This is a genomic window from Cronobacter muytjensii ATCC 51329 (assembly GCF_001277195.1).
GTDB classification, from domain to species: Bacteria; Pseudomonadota; Gammaproteobacteria; order Enterobacterales; family Enterobacteriaceae; genus Cronobacter; species Cronobacter muytjensii.
Window position 1 is genome coordinate 3,937,891 of record NZ_CP012268.1, and the last position, 17,393, is coordinate 3,955,283.

Annotated in this window: 13 protein-coding genes; all 13 read right to left on the minus strand. The window is 58.0% G+C overall.

What is annotated here, in order from left to right; genetic code table 11:
* Position 1: 1 nt before the first annotated feature.
* The 13 genes from AFK63_RS18010 to tssH all read right to left on the minus strand — a co-directional run bounded on the left by AFK63_RS18010 (position 2) and on the right by tssH (position 17,178).
* On the minus strand, positions 2-2,140 hold the full coding sequence (locus tag AFK63_RS18010; protein WP_053531589.1) for a type VI secretion system Vgr family protein: 2,139 nt from the start codon (positions 2,138-2,140) through the stop codon (positions 2-4).
* Positions 2,141-2,296: 156 nt separating this feature from the next.
* Entirely contained in the window at positions 2,297-2,743 is a 447-nt protein-coding gene (locus AFK63_RS18015) for a hypothetical protein (protein WP_053531590.1), read from the minus strand.
* Positions 2,744-2,920: 177 nt separating this feature from the next.
* Positions 2,921-3,313 (minus strand): DUF4150 domain-containing protein, encoded by a 393-nt coding sequence (locus tag AFK63_RS18020; protein ID WP_007679141.1) that lies wholly within the window; start codon positions 3,311-3,313, stop codon positions 2,921-2,923.
* A 5-nt stretch (positions 3,314-3,318) separates the two neighbouring features.
* Positions 3,319-3,924: a DUF3540 domain-containing protein gene (locus tag AFK63_RS18025; RefSeq protein ID WP_007679143.1), complete on the minus strand. Its 606-nt coding sequence runs from the start codon at positions 3,922-3,924 to the stop codon at positions 3,319-3,321.
* Between the two features lie 9 nt (positions 3,925-3,933).
* Complete coding sequence (locus tag AFK63_RS18030) at positions 3,934-5,004, minus strand: pentapeptide repeat-containing protein (RefSeq protein ID WP_038866213.1); 1,071 nt, start codon at positions 5,002-5,004, stop codon at positions 3,934-3,936.
* Entirely contained in the window at positions 5,001-7,541 is a 2,541-nt protein-coding gene (locus AFK63_RS18035; RefSeq protein ID WP_038866214.1) for a DUF2169 family type VI secretion system accessory protein, read from the minus strand. The genes AFK63_RS18030 and AFK63_RS18035 overlap by 4 nt, the downstream gene beginning before the upstream one ends.
* 147 nt (positions 7,542-7,688) lie before the next feature.
* Positions 7,689-8,054 (minus strand): DUF3592 domain-containing protein, encoded by a 366-nt coding sequence (locus AFK63_RS20845; RefSeq protein ID WP_071603754.1) that lies wholly within the window; start codon positions 8,052-8,054, stop codon positions 7,689-7,691.
* 16 nt (positions 8,055-8,070) lie between these two features.
* The gene (locus AFK63_RS18040) at positions 8,071-8,403 is read right to left on the minus strand and encodes a DUF3592 domain-containing protein (protein ID WP_038866215.1); all 333 of its coding nucleotides are present in this window, start codon (positions 8,401-8,403) and stop codon (positions 8,071-8,073) included.
* A gap of 1 nt (position 8,404) precedes the next feature.
* Complete coding sequence (locus AFK63_RS18045; RefSeq protein WP_082319602.1) at positions 8,405-10,609, minus strand: type VI secretion system Vgr family protein; 2,205 nt, start codon at positions 10,607-10,609, stop codon at positions 8,405-8,407.
* Between the two features lie 145 nt (positions 10,610-10,754).
* Positions 10,755-11,468: an ankyrin repeat domain-containing protein gene (locus AFK63_RS18050; RefSeq protein WP_407638555.1), complete on the minus strand. Its 714-nt coding sequence runs from the start codon at positions 11,466-11,468 to the stop codon at positions 10,755-10,757.
* Positions 11,469-11,509: 41 nt separating this feature from the next.
* Positions 11,510-12,976 carry a phospholipase A(1) gene (locus AFK63_RS18055; RefSeq protein WP_038866224.1) on the minus strand — a complete coding sequence of 489 codons (1,467 nt, stop codon included), beginning with the start codon at positions 12,974-12,976 and terminating at the stop codon, positions 11,510-11,512.
* 125 nt (positions 12,977-13,101) lie between these two features.
* Complete coding sequence (locus tag AFK63_RS18060) at positions 13,102-14,532, minus strand: serine/threonine protein kinase (RefSeq protein ID WP_038866226.1); 1,431 nt, start codon at positions 14,530-14,532, stop codon at positions 13,102-13,104.
* A gap of 30 nt (positions 14,533-14,562) precedes the next feature.
* Positions 14,563-17,178, minus strand: a complete 2,616-nt coding sequence (tssH, locus tag AFK63_RS18065; RefSeq protein ID WP_038866228.1) for a type VI secretion system ATPase TssH — start codon at positions 17,176-17,178, stop codon at positions 14,563-14,565.
* Positions 17,179-17,393 lie beyond the last annotated feature (215 nt).

Sequence of the window (17,393 nt, forward strand, 5' to 3'; positions counted from 1 at the left end):
ATCAGTTGATGTTGATTTCCGTGCCGTCGATATCGATGACTTTTTCACCGACGAGCTTGATCTTATTGGCGCTCAGCGTGATGGTGCCGTTCTGCTCCAGCACAATCATCGACTCCCCACAGACCAGCGTTATTTTCTCTTCCGCGCTGAAATCTGCCGTCGTCCCGGCCGACAGGCTGAGATCTTTGCCCGAATTCACCGAATATTTGAGCGCCACGTTGTGCATCTGCATCGCGCCGACGTTGGTCATCCAGCCCGCCCCGACGTTCAGGACATACGCCGCGCCGATATTGGTATTTTGCGCGAGCCCGACGTTGAGCATGGAGGCGAGCGCTATCGTCTCCGTTTTGGTTTTATCGACGCGCAGCGTCTGCGCGCCGTTGACGGTCACGCTCTGGTTCTGGCCGATACGCACGGTTTCATTTTGATCGACCGTTTCGGTCCGGTTGGAATGAATAGTGATCGTCTCATTGCCGTCCACCGTCTCGGTACGGTTCTGGTGTACCGTGATGGTTTCATTTTCGACGACCGTTTCCGTCCGGTTTTTCTTCACCGTCGTGGTTTCATTCGCGCCGATGGTTTTTGTGCGGTTGCTGCCGACCGAATGGGTTTCATCATTCTCCACTTCGGTATCCATATTTCTTTCCGCGTGCAGCCACACCTGCTCCTCGCCCGCTTTATCCTCAAAGCGCAGGGCGTTGGCGTTGTCCGGCGAGCCGTCTTTGGACCGGCTTAAGAAACCCATCTGCGTCGCCGCCGCCGGCAATGCCCACGGCGGCATGCTCGCCTCGTTGTACACGCGCCCCGTTATCAGCGGGCGGTCCGGGTCGCCGTTGATGAAGTCCACCACCACCTCGTCGCCCACGCGCGGTATCTGTACCCCGCCAAAGCCCTGGCCCGCCCACGCGCTCGACACGCGCACCCAGCTTGAGCTGGTGTCGTCGCCCTTCGACAGACGGTCCCAGTGGAACTTCACCTTCACCCGGCCGTATTTGTCGGTCCAGATGCTCTCGCCCTGCGGGCCCACCACCTTCGCCGTCTGCGGGCCGTACGTGCGCGGCCACGGCGTCTTCTGCGCCGGGCGGTACGGCACGTCCGCCGGTATCACCTCAAAGCGCGTCTCGTGAATGGTGTTGCTGTCCGCCCCGCTCGCGTAGCGGTTCTCCTCGAAGTGGTAATGCGCAACGGTGGTCAGGTACTCCCCGTTGTCGCCGAAGAACGGCGCGTTGCGCAGCACAAAGGTGTGCCCCGGCGCGATACCCAGCGCCGTCGCCGTGCCCTGCGTCTGGCGGTGCTCCACCTGCCACCGCTCCTGGCGGATGCGGGCGTAAAACTCCCCGTGGCCGTGCTCCACAAAGCGCCCCGGCCAGTCGTAGACGTCGATGCTCCCCGGCTGCGGCGATTTCGGGTTCTGCCGCGCCTGGAACAGCCACGCGTTCGGCTTGCGGAAGTCGTAGTCGTCCAGGCTGTAGATGCCCGGCGTCACGCTGTCCTCCAGCGCCCACTGGCTGATGCCCTCTTCGTCCGTGGTGCCGCCCGACGGCGTCACGTGGTACGGAATCGTCTCGTAGCCCGGGAACGGCTCGTACTGCCCCGGCGCGTCGGTAAGAATGAGCGTGTGGCGGTCCTGCTCGTGGCGGAAGTGATACGTGATGCCCTCCAGCTCCAGCAGGCGGCTCATGAAGTCCAGGCTGCTCTCCTGGTACTGCACGCAGTACTCCCACACCCGGTAGCTCCCCGACAGCCGCTCCTCGACGTTCACCCGGCTCTCGCCCAGCAACGTCTTCACTATCTGCGGCACCGTCTGGCCCTGGAAGATACGCAGGTTGCGGTCGCGCTGCATCGGCCACAGGTCCGGCTCCACCGTCAGCTCGTACGCCGCGTAGCGGGTGCCCGATATCTCCACCGCGCTCACCGCCACGCGGGTGACCTTGCCGTTAAGGTAGCGCGGTGTCATCAGCGCCTGGGTCGGGATGGTCACCGTCACCGGCTGGCCCAGCAGCGCGCTGCGCTCGGCGCGTGCGTCGGTGCCGAGCAGCGTCAGGGTGAATAAAAACGGCTCCGACAGCGACTCGCGCCCGGAGAGTTTCCAGAAAAGCAGCCCCTCGACCGGGAGCTGAACGGTGATTCGGTTGAGCATAACTTCAGTCCATATAGCAGGGGAACATGACAGGTCCGCCAGGGGGTTTACTGGCGAATACGCGCATGGCCAGTAACCAGGCGCTACCTGTTTACCGTGATGACGTTAAGAAACGATTACTTTTTCTTTTGCCAGGGCCATTTGTGTACCCTGTCATTACGGATGAAACTGGTCTAGCCATATCCCGTAATAAATCAGCGCGGCGCCCAGCGAAAGCGCCACCCTGAGTAGTAATGGCGCCAGCGGGCGGACATTTTTAACGGCTGACTGTATTGTCTGATAATTATCCTGATTGAAATTCTCATGAAATTTCATAATAAGAAAAAACTGCGTGTTTATGCACACAGCAGCAAACTGTAATCCCCACAGCACCATGGCTGACAGAAACACAGTGCATGAATAATGTTCAGCTGCGTCAGGCGAGATAATATTCCAGACGAGCGCCATCGCGAGAAAAACGAAAGAGACGACGCCGAAAAGAATAAAAATGCCGATAAGCTTAAGACCAAAGAAAAGCCACTGCCTGCGGGTAAAGGACGTTTTACCTTTCCAGATGATATACAGCGCACACGCCATGAAAAAAACAAATACTGCAAAGAACATTCCGTTGCCTCTGATAGCGTAAGTCATCGCCAGTCAATTGTATAAAAGCACGCGTCACCCGCGTTTTTTAGGTCTTAAAAACAGCGCTCTGCACAGGCTTCAGGCAGAAAAGCCGGGCCCCTGCCTGCGGCAAAAGCCCGGCTCCGGGGACTTTTCTCTGAGCGACCAGTCGCCGAATCAGGGGGCGAGCATTAATACTTTGAACTGGCTTGGGACAATACGCATTCCCACAGCGTTGGTTGAGTTTTGCAGGCTGACGCTGGTCAGGCGCGTGGCGGGCGTACCTTTAAGCAGCACGGTAAACGCGCCCGTCAGGTGGCGCGACGGTCCCATGACCGTACCTGAGGCGACACCCGTCGCTACACCTGGGTTATCACCGTTGGTGAGCGGCGTGACCGTTGCCATGTTATGCGCGGGCATACCCATAAAGAGAATATTCAGCGCATTGGGGATGGCCGTTGGGCCGAGTGCGATATCAGGGTAAGGGATCGGCGTTGGTGCAGGCATTGGCGTCAGGCAGACGTCCGGAAACGCCAAATCCATGCCAAACAGCTGGCAGTTAGCGAACATAGTGATTACCCCATGTGGATCTGTTCAGAATCGACTTTGGTGATCGCTTTGGACGTAATCACCGTATTGTGCGCATGCAGTCGTGCGTAATCTTCAGCTTTCATATCCAGCTGGCCTGCGCGCACCTGCTCTGTCTGCCGTGTGGAGCGAAACAGGTTATGGCTTATCTGCGTTACCGTCTGCCAGACTGACTCCGCGCGCTTGCCAACGATGCGCGAAAGGCTTACCCATGCCGAGAGCTTATCGCCGCTGTATTTCATCTCGCTGATGTGGCAGTCGCCCTGCTGCGCGCTGACGCGTAGCGCCTCGCCGCTGAGGCTGAGTTCACCTGCGCTGCGGATATGCAGATCGCCCGGTACGCTAAGCTCCGCGCTTTGGGGATTGGCGCGCTCCAGCACCGCCAGCAACCAAAGCTGATTATCGACGCTGGCAATCAGCGCCGTATCGCCCGCCTGCGGCGCGATAACGCAACTGGCGGCGCGGCGGCAATGCCAGCCGCGGCCTTCACTTTCCACCATCAGACTGCCGTCGGCGAAACAGTGGGTAACGGTGCCGGACGCCTGAACAGGCGGTGTAATCGTCTGGGCCAGCTTGTGATTAATATTGCTCATGTTCTCTCCTTAGATACGGCTCTGGCGCTGCGCGCTCCAGGCTTCAGCCGTCAATAATTCTTCGTCATATTCCAGAATGCCCTGACGATTGGAAAACAGGGCATTGTCCTGGCGCGCCCGGTGTAAACGGGTGCGGGAAAAAGTGGCGCCGCGTAAATCGGCAAGACGCAGATCGGCACCGGAAAAGTCGCTGTAGGTCAGGTCACTCTGGATAAACCGGGCACCCGCCGCACTCGCCTGCTGGAAAATGCACTGGAATAACCGGCTGTGGCTGAAGTCTGTCTGTTGCAGCAACGCCCCCACAAAGATCGCCTGATCAAACACGCTGTTCTGGCACTGCGCCTCGCTCAGATCGGCTTCCATAAACAGCGCCTGGCTGGCGTTAACGCGCTGAAGCTGAGCACCTTTAAGCGTTGCGCCTTTGAAATTGCACTGCGGCAGTTGCGCGCCTTCAAACCGCGCGCCTTCCAGTTGGCAGTCCGTAAATTGGCAACCGACAAACTGCTGCTGCGAATAGTTTTTGCCGCGCTGGTCGCAGTCAAAAAACACGGTTCGCTCAAACGTGCCGTGCTCCAGCGACGTGGTACGCAAATCGATGCCATAAAACGTGGCCATCAAACTCTGGCAGCCGCTAAGTACGACGTTTTCCAGTGGCGATTCAAAAAAGACGCTACGGTCGAGTTGCACCTGCATGAAGTGACTGTCGTTAAGCGTACAGTTCATAAACTGCGTGCTTAACAACGCGCTATGTGAAAAATCGCTGCCACTGAGTGCGCACTGGTTGAACACACACTCTTTAAGCGTCGTTTCACGCACGTGAATATTATTAAGCTCACACTGGTTAAAGACCGTCTGCTCCAGATGCGCGCCGCTGAGAGTCGCCTGATCCAACGTGCATTCGGTAAAAAGCGTCTCATGTAGCTTTGCGTCGCGAAGGTTAGCGCCAGTGAACGACACGTCCTGAAAAATCCCTCCCGACAGATCGCAGCCCTGTAAATCGAGCCCGTCTAATGCGAGTTCGCTGATGGCTTCGCCGTTTTTGATTTTCTGTTGCAGCTCCGCTGCGCTGAGCGTTGTCATACCACTTCTCCGTCACGCTTCGGCAGGGTTTTTACGCGTTTGGTAAACGCGCCGTTCATGCGGGTCTCATCATTCGTGAACGACTGGGAAAGATCCGCGCGGAACAGATTAGCGCCGTTAAAATCCGCCCCGCCCAGCTGGCTTTTTTGCAGCAACGCCCCCATCAGGTTGGCGTTGGTAAAATCCACCCCACGGAAATCCGTACGAATAAACATGCTGCCCACCATACAGGCGCGCTCAAAACTGGCGCCACGGCAGTCGGCTTCGCTGAGATCGGTGTTCTCAAGTTTTGCCAGCGCAAAGCTTGCGCCACACAGCGCCGTCTGGCGCAGGTTGCTTTGCCGCAGCGTCGTATGGGTGAAATCGGCACGGTTGAACGTGCTTTCCGATGCCGCCGCGCAGGTTATCCAGGTCGCGCTGACAAAGCGGGCCTCGTCGGCGTGCGTTTCCACAAAGGAGCAGCCGTCCAGCATCGCTTCGCTGAAATTCACCGCTTCGAGCGTTGATTTCACAAACGTCGTCTTATGCAGACGCGCCTGGTGGAAATCGAGCCCCGGCAACGTCAACTCAAGGAAGACGCAGCTGTCGAGCGTTGCCCGGTGGAACCGGCAGCGGGTAAACCAGGTTTCCCGTAACAGAAGCCCTTCCAGCGTGGCGTCGTCGAACGTGCAGTCATCCAGCAGAGCCTCCTGCAACTGCGTGTCTTTAAAACGTGCGCCGCTAAAATCGCTGTGGCAGCACTGGGCCAGCGACAGGCTTGCGCCTTCGAAATTGCACTCATGCAGTGAGGCATGATGCAGCTCGGCCCGCGCCAGTACCGCACCGTGGAAATTCGCCCCGTCCAGCTGGCACTGACTGAGGTCGGCGCATTCCAGCAGCGCCTTACTGAAATTCGCACCACGCAAATCCATACCGGAGAAATCCACGCCCGTCAGATCCATACCGCTGAAATCCCCGCCCTGCGCCAGGGTACGTTCAGCGCGCTGACGGATAATCTGCGCCAGATCGCCTTTCAGGCGTCGTGCCGGCGGCTGGTGCTGAACGGACATCAGGTACATCTGATGCAGCGCGTCGCGACTTTGCGCCAGCTTCTTCTCACCGAGGCTGTCGCGGTTGCGATATAGCATCTCCTGCATACGGTGCATGGCCTCCGGGCCGCGCGGCTGGTCATCTTCGTTATTTCCCTGCGGGAAACGCGCTTCCATTTCACGTTTACGCGCTTCGGCTTTCGCCTGCATCTCTGCGGCCTGCTTTTCCATCTTTTCGATAAACTCGGGGAGTTCATCCAGCTTCGGCATTGCGGGCTCTTCGAAATCTCCCAGCAGATCGTTTACGTCACCGCCGCTGGCTTCAATACGGGCGCGGTGCTGCTCGCGAAGCTGACTGGCGCGATTATTCATGTTGTCGCGCATCGGGCTGGCGGACTCTTCCACTTCGCTGTCGATCCAGGGACCGATAGCATCCTCCGGCACCAGATCTTTCTCGCGAAAGGCGAACAGCGCCCCTTTCTCTTTATCCATACGCTGGGCCAGCACTTTACGGTAGTGATTGACCGAACGCGATGCGCCCACCTTTTCCATCGCTGGCAGAAGTTGCAGCACGTCAGCCGCATCATCCTCATTAATGCGGATGTGCCCCTGCCAGATCAGCATCATCTGTTCGAGATGCGGGAAGAACCAGACGGTGGTCGCCCGCAGCGCCACCTCTTCAAAAAGGGTTTCATCGCCACGCTGGCGATTGATAAAGCAGCGTGCCTGCCACGGCGGCAGCGCGCCCTCCTGAAGCGGCTTTTCAGGGTGCATATTCCAGATGCGCCATTTTGCCTGCGGCGGCAGCGTATCCCGATCCTGCCACCACTGGTCAGGGCTTGCGGCGTTAAACACTTTCCAGTCGATATCTTTCGCAAAGCCGGGGAAATCGTTCTGCAGCCAGCTGGCGTCATACTTTTTGCCCATGCGGCCGAACCGGCGCGGCCAGAGAATATCCAGCGGCCCGAAGCTTGCAGGCTCCGGCTTCTGTTTCGGCGATATCATGCGCCCTTCGAAAGGTTCGATATTCGGCAGACGACGAAACTCATGCCCCTGATGGATTTCGGGCCGGAACCCGACGCCGTGCGGGTTTTCTTCATAACCTTCGCCGCCGTAGGCGCGGCTCCAGTCAAGACGCATCTCATCAAAAGGCCGGGGCATCGTCATCTTGCTGCCCGCCCAGTAGCGATCGCCGAAGACGGCCAGCGTTTTACTAAGGTTCTCCACATCAATACGCACCGCGCAGGCGGTTTTTTCCTGCTGATGGTGGGTGTAGGCATGGCCGGTCGCCAGAAACTCGGCGCGCACTTTCGGGATGGCCATGTCGATAATCCCACCGCTGGTTTGCAGCTCACTCGCCGCCAGTTGCCAGAGTTCAACCTCCGGTCGCAGTTTCGGGCTGGGCCCCATGTCCGCGAGGGCAATAACCGATACGCCCAGATAGTTTTTCCCCTCCCAGCGAAAAGGCCGGTTCAGTACGCTCAGGCGCAGGGGCTTAACGATTTTCATGCCATGTGTCCTTTATGAACGACAAAGAAAGCAGAGACAGAGCTCAACAGCCCTGAAGGAAAATGACTGACGCCTTATTTTTATAAGTGCGTTAACCAGAGGATGAGGTCTTTCTCAGTCTCTGTACGCGCTGGCGGCAACGGTAAATCAACGGCGCAAGGGATGAGGAATATCCAAAATTACCTTTAACGGATCGCTTTTCAGATAGCGCAACGCAACGGTTTTTCCGGGCTGGTAATTTGCCGTATCCATAGCATTAATTACCGCATCGGCCCGGTTACGAACCTCTTCTCCTGTTTCAGTGCGGTAGGTAATTTCAAGCGTAATGTTGAGACATCCCGCACCACCTGAACGACTCCGGGCTTTGGTGATGACCGCCGTGGTATCGACACCATTGCACTGTATGTTCTGCTTAATGCGATTTCTCTTCCGGTCCCGAATCAATAAATAACCAATCAGAAAACTAAACAACCCAATCGGAATGCCGTAAACAACGTACAAAATCCAGTGCACTTTTTATCTTCATCCCTTATTCAAAAATGAAATTCGCCTTCACTATATCGCCATCCCCGAGATATCTTAGTTGTATTTCACAACCAGGTTGAACACGAGGCGCATATAACTGGGGAATCGTCGATTCGAATCCAACCACTCTTTCTCCTTTTTTAGGGTCATTGAACTTTACGACAAAAGAACCGTTTATATTACCAGTTTCGTTACTGCTTAACTGCACTGATTTTAAAACCACCGCTGTAACAATTGTTCCTTTTTTTCGGATCAATGCATCGTTATAAAAGGACTTGCCAATCGTGTATACAAAAAAACCTACTAACAGTATCGCGACGATAACTTTCGTTGTCATATCAACTCCAAATATTTAATCGGGCTAGTTTTATGCTTAGGACGTCGTTTACAACGCGAAGCCCTCTATTAAGCGTAACCTTGCCTTTTTCAGTAGCCAGATCAAAATAAGTGTCTGAATATACTATTCCTTTTACTTCAGCACCAAATTGAGTAACTCCAGCATCTGCAAATTTATAGGAAGCACCAAACGTCTGAGTAGAAAAACTTTGATTAATAAACTCCATTACAACATTTGATTCTCGCGTCTTCTTATTATCTTTATGTTCAAACTCAGGTGCCTCAATCATGACCTTGGTATCACTATGAATTTTAATCAATTTAGGAGATTTTATTAATACTTCCCCTTGAGTGACCTGTGTCCATGCACCATCAATTTTCACATTGACTGCACCTGTCACATGTTCTTCTTTTTTCCCATTCACAGTCTCTTTCTTATCGCCATCCAGATGCAACGTAGCATTCCCAGTTATTTTGCTTTCATCCCCGCCACTAGTTATCTCAAGCTTACGTCCATTATTAATTTTAGTGATTTCACTATTATTTAATGTTCTGGTTTCAACATCTTCAACAGTCGTTGTTCGCGTTTTTCCATAATGGAAAGAAGCATCGCCCGTCACTTCGTCTTTTTGCTCACGTCCGATAGTGGTGGTGCGGCTGCCATCAATCGCGACTGTTTTGTCGTTTTCTACCGAGATATTCATGTTTTTCTCGGCATGCATATCCAGCAACTCATCGCCCATCTTGTCTTCAAAGAAAAGATAGCTGGCATTGTCGCGATGTCCGTCTTTACTGCGGGTCATAAAGCCCATGCGTGTGGCATCACCGGGTAATTCCCACGGCGGCATGCTCGCTTCGTTGTACACGCGACCGGTTATCAGCGGGCGGTCCGGGTCGCCGTTGATGAAGTCCACCACCACTTCGTCGCCCACCCGCGGTATCTGCACCCCGCCGAAGCCCTGGCCCGCCCACGCGCTCGACACGCGCACCCAGCTTGAGCTGGTGTCGTCGCCCTTCGACAGACGGTCCCAGTGGAACTTCACCTTCACCCGGCCGTATTTGTCCGTCCAGATGCTCTCGCCCTGCGGACCCACCACTTTTGCCGTCTGCGGGCCGTAGGTGCGCGGCCATGGCGTCTTCTGCGCCGGGCGGTACGGCACGTCCGCCGGTATCACCTCAAAGCGCGTCTCGTGGATGGTGTTGCTGTCCGCCCCGCTCGCGTAGCGGTTCTCCTCGAAGTGGTAGTGCGCAACGGTGGTCAGGTACTCGCCGTTGTCGCCGAAGAACGGCGCGTTGCGCAGCACAAAGGTGTGCCCCGGCGCGATACCCAGCGCCGTCGCCGTGCCCTGCGTCTGGCGGTGCTCCACCTGCCACCGCTCCTGGCGGATGCGGGCGTAGAACTCCCCGTGGCCGTGCTCCACAAACCGGCCCGGCCAGTCGTAGACGTCGATGCTCCCCGGCTGCGGTGATTTCGGGTTCTGACGCGCCTGGAACAGCCACGCGTTCGGCTTGCGGAAGTCGTAGTCGTCCAGGCTGTAGATGCCCGGCGTCACGCTGTCCTCCAGCGCCCACTGGCTGATACCCTCTTCGTCCGTGGTGCCGCCCGACGGCGTCACGTGGTACGGGATGGTCTCGTAGCCCGGGAACGGCTCGTACTGCCCCGGCGCATCGGTGAGAATCAGCGTGTGGCGGTCCTGCTCGTGGCGGAAGTGATACGTGATGCCCTCCAGCTCCAGCAGGCGGCTCATGAAGTCCAGGCTGCTCTCCTGGTACTGCACGCAGTACTCCCACACCCGGTAGCTCCCCGACAGCCGCTCCTCGACGTTCACCCGGCTCTCGCCCAGCAACGTCTTCACTATCTGCGGCACCGTCTGGCCCTGGAAGATACGCAGGTTGCGGTCGCGCTGCATCGGCCACAGGTCCGGCTCCACCGTCAGCTCGTACGCCGCGTAGCGGGTGCCCGACATCTCCACCGCGCTCACCGCCACGCGCGTCACCTTGCCGTTGAGGTAGCGCGGCGTCATCAGCGCCTGGGTCGGGATGGTCACCGTCACCGGCTGGCCCAGCAGCGCGCTGCGCTCGGCGCGTGCGTCGGTGCCGAGCAGCGTCAGGGTGAATAAAAACGGCTCCGACAGCGACTCGCGCCCGGAGAGTTTCCAGAAAAGCAGCCCCTCGACCGGGAGCTGAACGGTGATTCGGTTGAGCATAATCTTCATTCCGTAATGTTTTATGCGTGCAGATGTGTGTAGCAGCAAAAGGAGAAGTGGGACAAACGCGTGCTTCAGAGGCTAATACGCCTGCATAAACAGGGGCTTATGCAGGCGTGTGTCAGCGGGTAAGGCGTTGCGGGAATTATTTAACCGGCGCAGGCGGCCATTTCCCGCCATGCTCGATCAGTTTCTCTTTTATTTCAGTGAGCTTTTGATATTCGTCGCTGCCCTCTTTTGCCCGCTTCAGGAAACGCTCAAGCTGGTTACCCATCGTCCAGCCGAATTTACCGTGGATCTCCGGGTCAGCCCCGCGGTCCAGCAGTAGCAGAACATGGTCATAGGCGTGAAAATCCAGCGCCTCGATAAGCACGGTATTGCCGAGCGAATCGGTGATGTTGATATTCGCGTCCGCATCCAGCATGGCTTTCAGCGTTTCCGTATTTTTGGCTTTGATGGTTTCAAAAATAATGGGCTCATGGAACTGTTTATCTTTCGCATCCGGTGATAAACCGCCGTCGAGCATCGCCTTGATCCAGACGCCGCTGTCAGCGTTGAGCACAAATTCAGCCGGGCTGCTTTGTCCCTGCGGACGCGGCTGCAGGGGATCGGCGCCGGCCTTAACCAGCAAGGTAATCATCTTTAACCGGGCGGGGCTTTTATCCTCAATGGCGTTACCCAGCGCCCAGAACAGCAGCGTCATCTCCTGCTGGCCGGGTTTATTAAGCTCGGTTTGCGGCGCGAGTTTTTCGACGTCTTCCACGTTGCCGTCTTCGATAGCCTTCGCAAGCGTCAGTTGCTGGCCGCTGAAATAATCCTGCGGATTTAAATCCATATCTTGCTTACACCCCTGAATCATGAAGGTAAAACACAGCGCGAGGCAGCATGAAAAAAGCGTTTTCACAGGCGCCCCCCGATGATGGCAATATCTTCGTCTTTTTGCTGCTCAATACAGTTAATGGCCTGGCCGATACCGTGGCGTTCAAGCGCGCTCCCCGTACCGCCAGGCAGATCGTGTGGAATACCTGCGGCGTTTGGGCTAAGTGCAGAAACGCCTTCTTTAAGCAGGGTCGGACCAGGGAGGCCTTTCATTGTCTTAAGATCTTCCCAGACATTCACTTCCTGCACTTTCGTCAACAGCTCGCCCTCAACGCGGTAAGCCTGGATATCATCGGTTTTACCCAGCACAGTGCCGCCATATTTTTCCACGGTGCCGCTGTTGAGCCCTGCGGCGTTAAAGGTCCAGGCCGGTTTGCCGCTCGCCATGGCGGTGGCGGATGCCAGGCCGCCGCCGAGCGAGTGGCCGGCGATATCCACGTTCTGGCCAGATTTCGCCAGCGTGTCGCCAATACCCACCGCACTCTGGTAATAGGTGGAATTTTTACCCACCCCTTGCGCAAAGTTGTTTGACCAGTCAGCGCCGTTTTTCACCGGCGCAAGCTCGCCTTTATTCCACAGCGAAGAGAGGTTATCTCCCACAGAGGCAAACTCTGGCTCCCTTGAGCCCCTGAAGACCACCGTCGGGTTCATATCGTTGCCAAAGACGGCCTGGTCAGGCTCGTAGACGCGCGCCAGAAAATTGGGCGAGGCGGGGTCGTCATACAGCATTTTGCTTTTCAGGCCGAGCTTATTCAGGGCATCAGCGTCATTACTGATATCTTTCCAGCCCTCCGGCACGCCAGGTGTGGCTTCCAGCGGGTTTACCGTCTTGTAGACGTTCTCCGCAAGCTTGGCTTTTTCGACGGCGATGTTGTTATCCGCAAGGCGCTTCGCGGCTATCTGCGCATCGGGGTAGATACTGGCGTTGCCCTTGCTGATGAGATCTTTACGCGCCTGCCAGCGTTCCGCCTTGGTCATCGCTTTAAGCTGCGCGGCGGTCTGCTTCATGTCTTTGCCCGGCGTCGCCAGCTCAGGGCCCGCAGCGGCTTTTGATTTCACCACCTGCGCCGGTCTGACCGTCGGCGGCGGAAGCGTGCCATAAGCGCGCACCATCTCGCCGTAGCGAACGATGATATAGCCTAAAGGGAACGACAAAGATCGCGGCGCGTGCGTGGGGGTCAGTTCCCCTTTCTGGTTGATGTAATAGAGCTCGGTCGTGGACGACCAGGGCCGCGAACTTTCATCAATCGCCACCAGGTTGCCGTACCAGAACTCCTGCGCCACCAGCTTGCGAAGGTCGCGCCCGGTTTGATACGGGCTGGAACGGGTCGTCGGTTGAAACCGATCGTAACGCGAAAACAGCGAGCGCACGGTGTTATCCGGCACGGAGTTTATCCACTGCGCGGCGATGTCAGGACGCATGATCCTTTCAAAACGCGCGGGCGGGACGTTCTCACGGAAAATAGAGACAATTTTGATGTGGTACATACGCTTTGTCCTGTAGCGGGTATTCGCCTGCCGGCATTCAGAGGAAGTAACACGCCGGAGTCAGGACGGGAGGCGTCGCGGGGTGGGCTGCGCAAACCCGCAGCCCTGAACGCCTCCCGGCATCCTTATGGGTTTACAAGCCAGGTGCCCGGACGGGAAACATTGATAGTCTGGCTGCGCGCCTGCCCGTGTCCTTTAATAACCAGCTGATACTCGCCGGTCGGCAGTTGCAGCGAAGCGAAGCCGTTCTCGGCAGGCGTCACGGTCTGCGTTTTGCCGTTAAGCGAGAGCTGTTCGCCGTCGCTCATGCGCACGTAGATTTGCGCCACCAGCGCGCCCTGCACCGGCGCATTCTGCGCGGGCGTGGCCTCCTGCGTGGTGGTCGCAGGCGCGGTGGTAGTGTTTTGCACCGGTGGCGAAACCGGCGCCTGCTCGCGCGGCGCGCTGTCGTTGCTGGCCGTTTCCGGGGCCGGGGTATCCGCGCCTCCGCTGAACAGCAGTCCGCCCGCAATCAGGCCCACCAGCACGCCTGCGGCAATCAGCCCCGGCACTTTGTAGCGGCGCCAGCCGGTTTCGGCGGCAGGCGTTGTCTCTTCTTCTTCCACCGGCACCAGCATCGTGCCCGGCTTTTTGACGCTCATTACGTCGTCCAGCCCGGCCACCGGCATTTCAATCAGCGCGGCGAATTCATCAATCGACTGCGGGCGGTCTTCCATTTTCAGCGACAGCGCGCGGTCAATGGCCTGCAACAGCGGCAGCGAGTAGCCTTCCGGGCGCAGTTCGGCAAGCGGACGATAGCTGTCGGCGATGCTGCGCACCACGCTCACCGGCGGCGGCGAGCCCATGATCAGCGTATGCAGCACCGCGCCGAGCGCGTAGATATCGGTCCACGGGCCCTGCTCGCTTTCGTTGTCGTCGGTGTACTGCTCAATCGGCGCGAAGCCCGGGCGCAGCATGGTTTCGGTTTCATCGGAGATATTACCGATACTGCGGCGCGCGGAGCCGAAATCCAGCAGCACTGGCAGGCCGTTATCCTGGATCTGGATGTTATCCAGCGAGATATCGCGGTGCAGGTAGCCTTCGGCATGAATCGTTTTGATGGCCCCGAACAGCATCGGCAGTGTGCGGCGGATCCACGCCTCGTTGATCATTTCCGGATGCTGTTTGCTCAGGCGCGAGAGCGTCGTGCCGCTGTAGAACACGGTGCCCATGTAAGCGGTGTCGTTTTGTACCCAGAAGCGCAGCACGTGCAGCAGGTTCGGGTGGTTGAAGCGCGCCAGCAGGCGCGCCTCCTGGATAAAGCTGTTCAGGCCCGCGGTAAACGCCTTGCTGAAGCGGTCGCTGCGCAACACCAGGCGCATATCGTCATTACGCACCGCCAGCGACGACGGCATAAACTCTTTAATCGCAATGGTACGCTCAAGCTGATGGTCCCAGGCGCGATAGACAATGCCGAAACCGCCACCACCAATCACTTCCTTAATTTCAAACTCATTGAAACGGTAACCAATCGGCAGGGCGTTGGGTACAGTCCGGTTGTTTTCGTAATCCGTCATGTTTGGAAAACTCTCTGCTTGATGATGGCGTTACGCCGCAAACTGACACTGAAACTCACCCTGCTCGAAGGTGACGCGCAGACGGCGATATTTCTCGTCTTGCGCGCTGGCGGTGAGCAATATCTGGCTCATCTGCGGCAGCAGGGTGTTGGTAAGAATCGCATCGACCATACGGCCGCCGGACTCCACCTCGGTGCAACGCGCCACAATCTGGGTAATCACGCTGTCGTCGAATTCGGAAATAATACCGTGATTTTCCGAAAGACGACGCTGGATCCGCTTAAGCTGCAATTTCACAATCTCGGCCAGCATCGCGTCGCTTAACGGATAATACGGCACAACCAGCAATCGGCCCAGCAGTGCGGGCGGAAAAACCTGCAAAAGCGGCTGGCGCAGCGCGCCGCTCAGCGCATCCGGCTCCGGCATCAGCTCCGGGTCGGCGCACATGGCGCTGATAAGGTCAGTGCCAACGTTCGAAGTCAGGATAATAATCGTGTTGCGGAAGTCGATATGGCGGCCTTCGCCATCCTCCATCCAGCCTTTATCGAACACCTGGAAGAAAATCTCATGCACGTCCGGGTGCGCTTTTTCGATTTCATCCAGCAGCACCACGCTGTAAGGACGACGACGCACCGCTTCAGTCAGCACGCCGCCTTCGCCGTACCCCACATAGCCCGGAGGCGCGCCTTTGAGCGTCGAGACGGTGTGCGCTTCCTGGAACTCGCTCATGTTGATGGTAATGACGTTCTGCTCGCCGCCGTACAGCGACTCAGCCAGCGCCAGCGCGGTTTCGGTTTTACCGACGCCGGAAGGCCCGCAGAGCATAAAGACGCCCACCGGTTTGTTCGGATCATCCAGACGCGCGCGGGAGGTGCGCACGCGTTTGGCGATAAGCTCCAGCCCGTGACGCTGGCCGATAACGCGCTGGTTCAGCGTGTCGGCGAGGTTCAGCACCGCGTCGATTTCGTTTTTCACCATGCGGCCCAGCGGGATGCCGGTCCAGTCGGAAACCACCGCCGCCACCACGTTAGCGTCCACGGCGGCGAACAGCAGCGGCGCGTCGCCCTTGACGGCGGCGAGCGCGTTCTGGCGCTCCGCCAGCGTCTCGCGCAGCGCAGGCTGGGTTTCTTCATCGGCCATATGCAGCTCGGCGCGCAGGGCGATGATGGCATCCACCAGCGCCCGCTCTTCTTCCCAGCGGGCGGTCAGGGCGTCGCGTTCGGCTTCCAGCGCCTCACGCTCGGCCTTCAGACGCGCCACGCGATCGTTGTCGCCCACGGCGACGCGGGCTTCACGCTCGGCGATTTCCGCTTCGACATCCAGCGCCGCGATACGGTGCAGGCAATCTTCTAACTGCGGCGGCGGCGCGCTCTGGCTGACGGCGACGCGGGCGCAGGCGGTATCCAGCAGCGCGACGGCTTTATCCGGTAACTGACGGGCGGGAATGTAACGGTGAGACAGTTTCACCGCCGCGCTGACCGCTTCATCGAGCAGCAGCACGCGGTGATGTTTTTCGAGCGGCGACACGGTACTGCGCAGCATCAGCACGGCTTTTTCTTCGTCCGGCTCGTGCACCTGCACGGTCTGGAAGCGGCGGGTCAGCGCCGGGTCTTTCTCAATGTATTTTTTATATTCCGCCCAGGTGGTCGCGCCGATAGTGCGCAACTGGCCGCGCGCCAGTGCCGGTTTCAGCAGGTTGGCGGCGTCGCCGGTGCCCTGCTGGCCGCCAGCGCCAATCAGCGTGTGGATTTCATCAATAAACAGCACAATCGGCGTGGCGCTGGACTGCACTTCGTTAATCAGACCCTGCAGGCGCGCTTCGAACTCGCCCTTCATGCCCGCGCCCGCCTGCAACATGCCGATATCCAGCAGCCACAGCTGAACGTTTTGCAGCGGCTCCGGCACGTCGCCTGCGGCGATGCGCAGCGCGAGGCCCTCCACGACCGCGGTTTTACCCACGCCCGCCTCGCCGGTCAGCAGCGGGTTGTTCTGCCGGCGACGCATCAGAATATCCACCATCTGGCGGATCTCTTCATCGCGCCCGACGACCGGGTCGATTTTGCCTTCGCGGGCGCGCGCAGTGAGATCCTGGCCGTACTGCGCCAGCGTTCCCTGTTGCACCGGGGCGTTACCGGCCGCGTCCGGCGCGGCGGCGACCGCCTGCTGGGCCTCTTTGCTGCCTGCGAAAATGGCGTCGAACTGCTCCACCAGCAGATCGGCGCTGATGCGGTTGAACTGGCTGGAGATGCCTTTCAGCACATTCGCCAGGTTGAAGGTTTTCAGCATGCCGATCAGCAGATGCCCGCCGCGAATACGCGTCACGCCGAATTTCAGCGAGCCGTACACCCACGCGCGCTCAACCGCGCTGTCGATATGCTCCGAGAGATCGGAAACGGAACTCGCGCCGCGCGGCAGGCGATCCAGCGCCGCCACGATATCCCGGCTCAGCGCCTCTTCATCCAGTGAAAAATGGCGGATCAGATGTTGTAAGTCGCCGTCCTGCTGCTGCATCAGCTGATGCAGCCAGTGCGCCAGCTCCACATACGGGTTGCCGCGCAGCTTGCAGAAGGAGGTGGCGCTTTCCAGCGAGGTAAACAACAGCGTATCCAGTTTGCCGAACAGTACGGCACGGCTGATTTCTGACATGATCGGTTCCGTTTGAAGATGATGAAGTGTGTGTCAGATAACAATGCCCCTCCCCGGCCGTTTTCCTGTCAGGAAAAGGCAGATTCGGGGCAGGCATGAATTCTGGTGTCTGGCTTAATTTACGCCCGATATTTTTCAGAAAAACGCAGGCGGAGATGACGTTAAATGTTGTACTCCTCGCCCCGACGAGGACAGCGTAAAAACGGAGCGAAGCG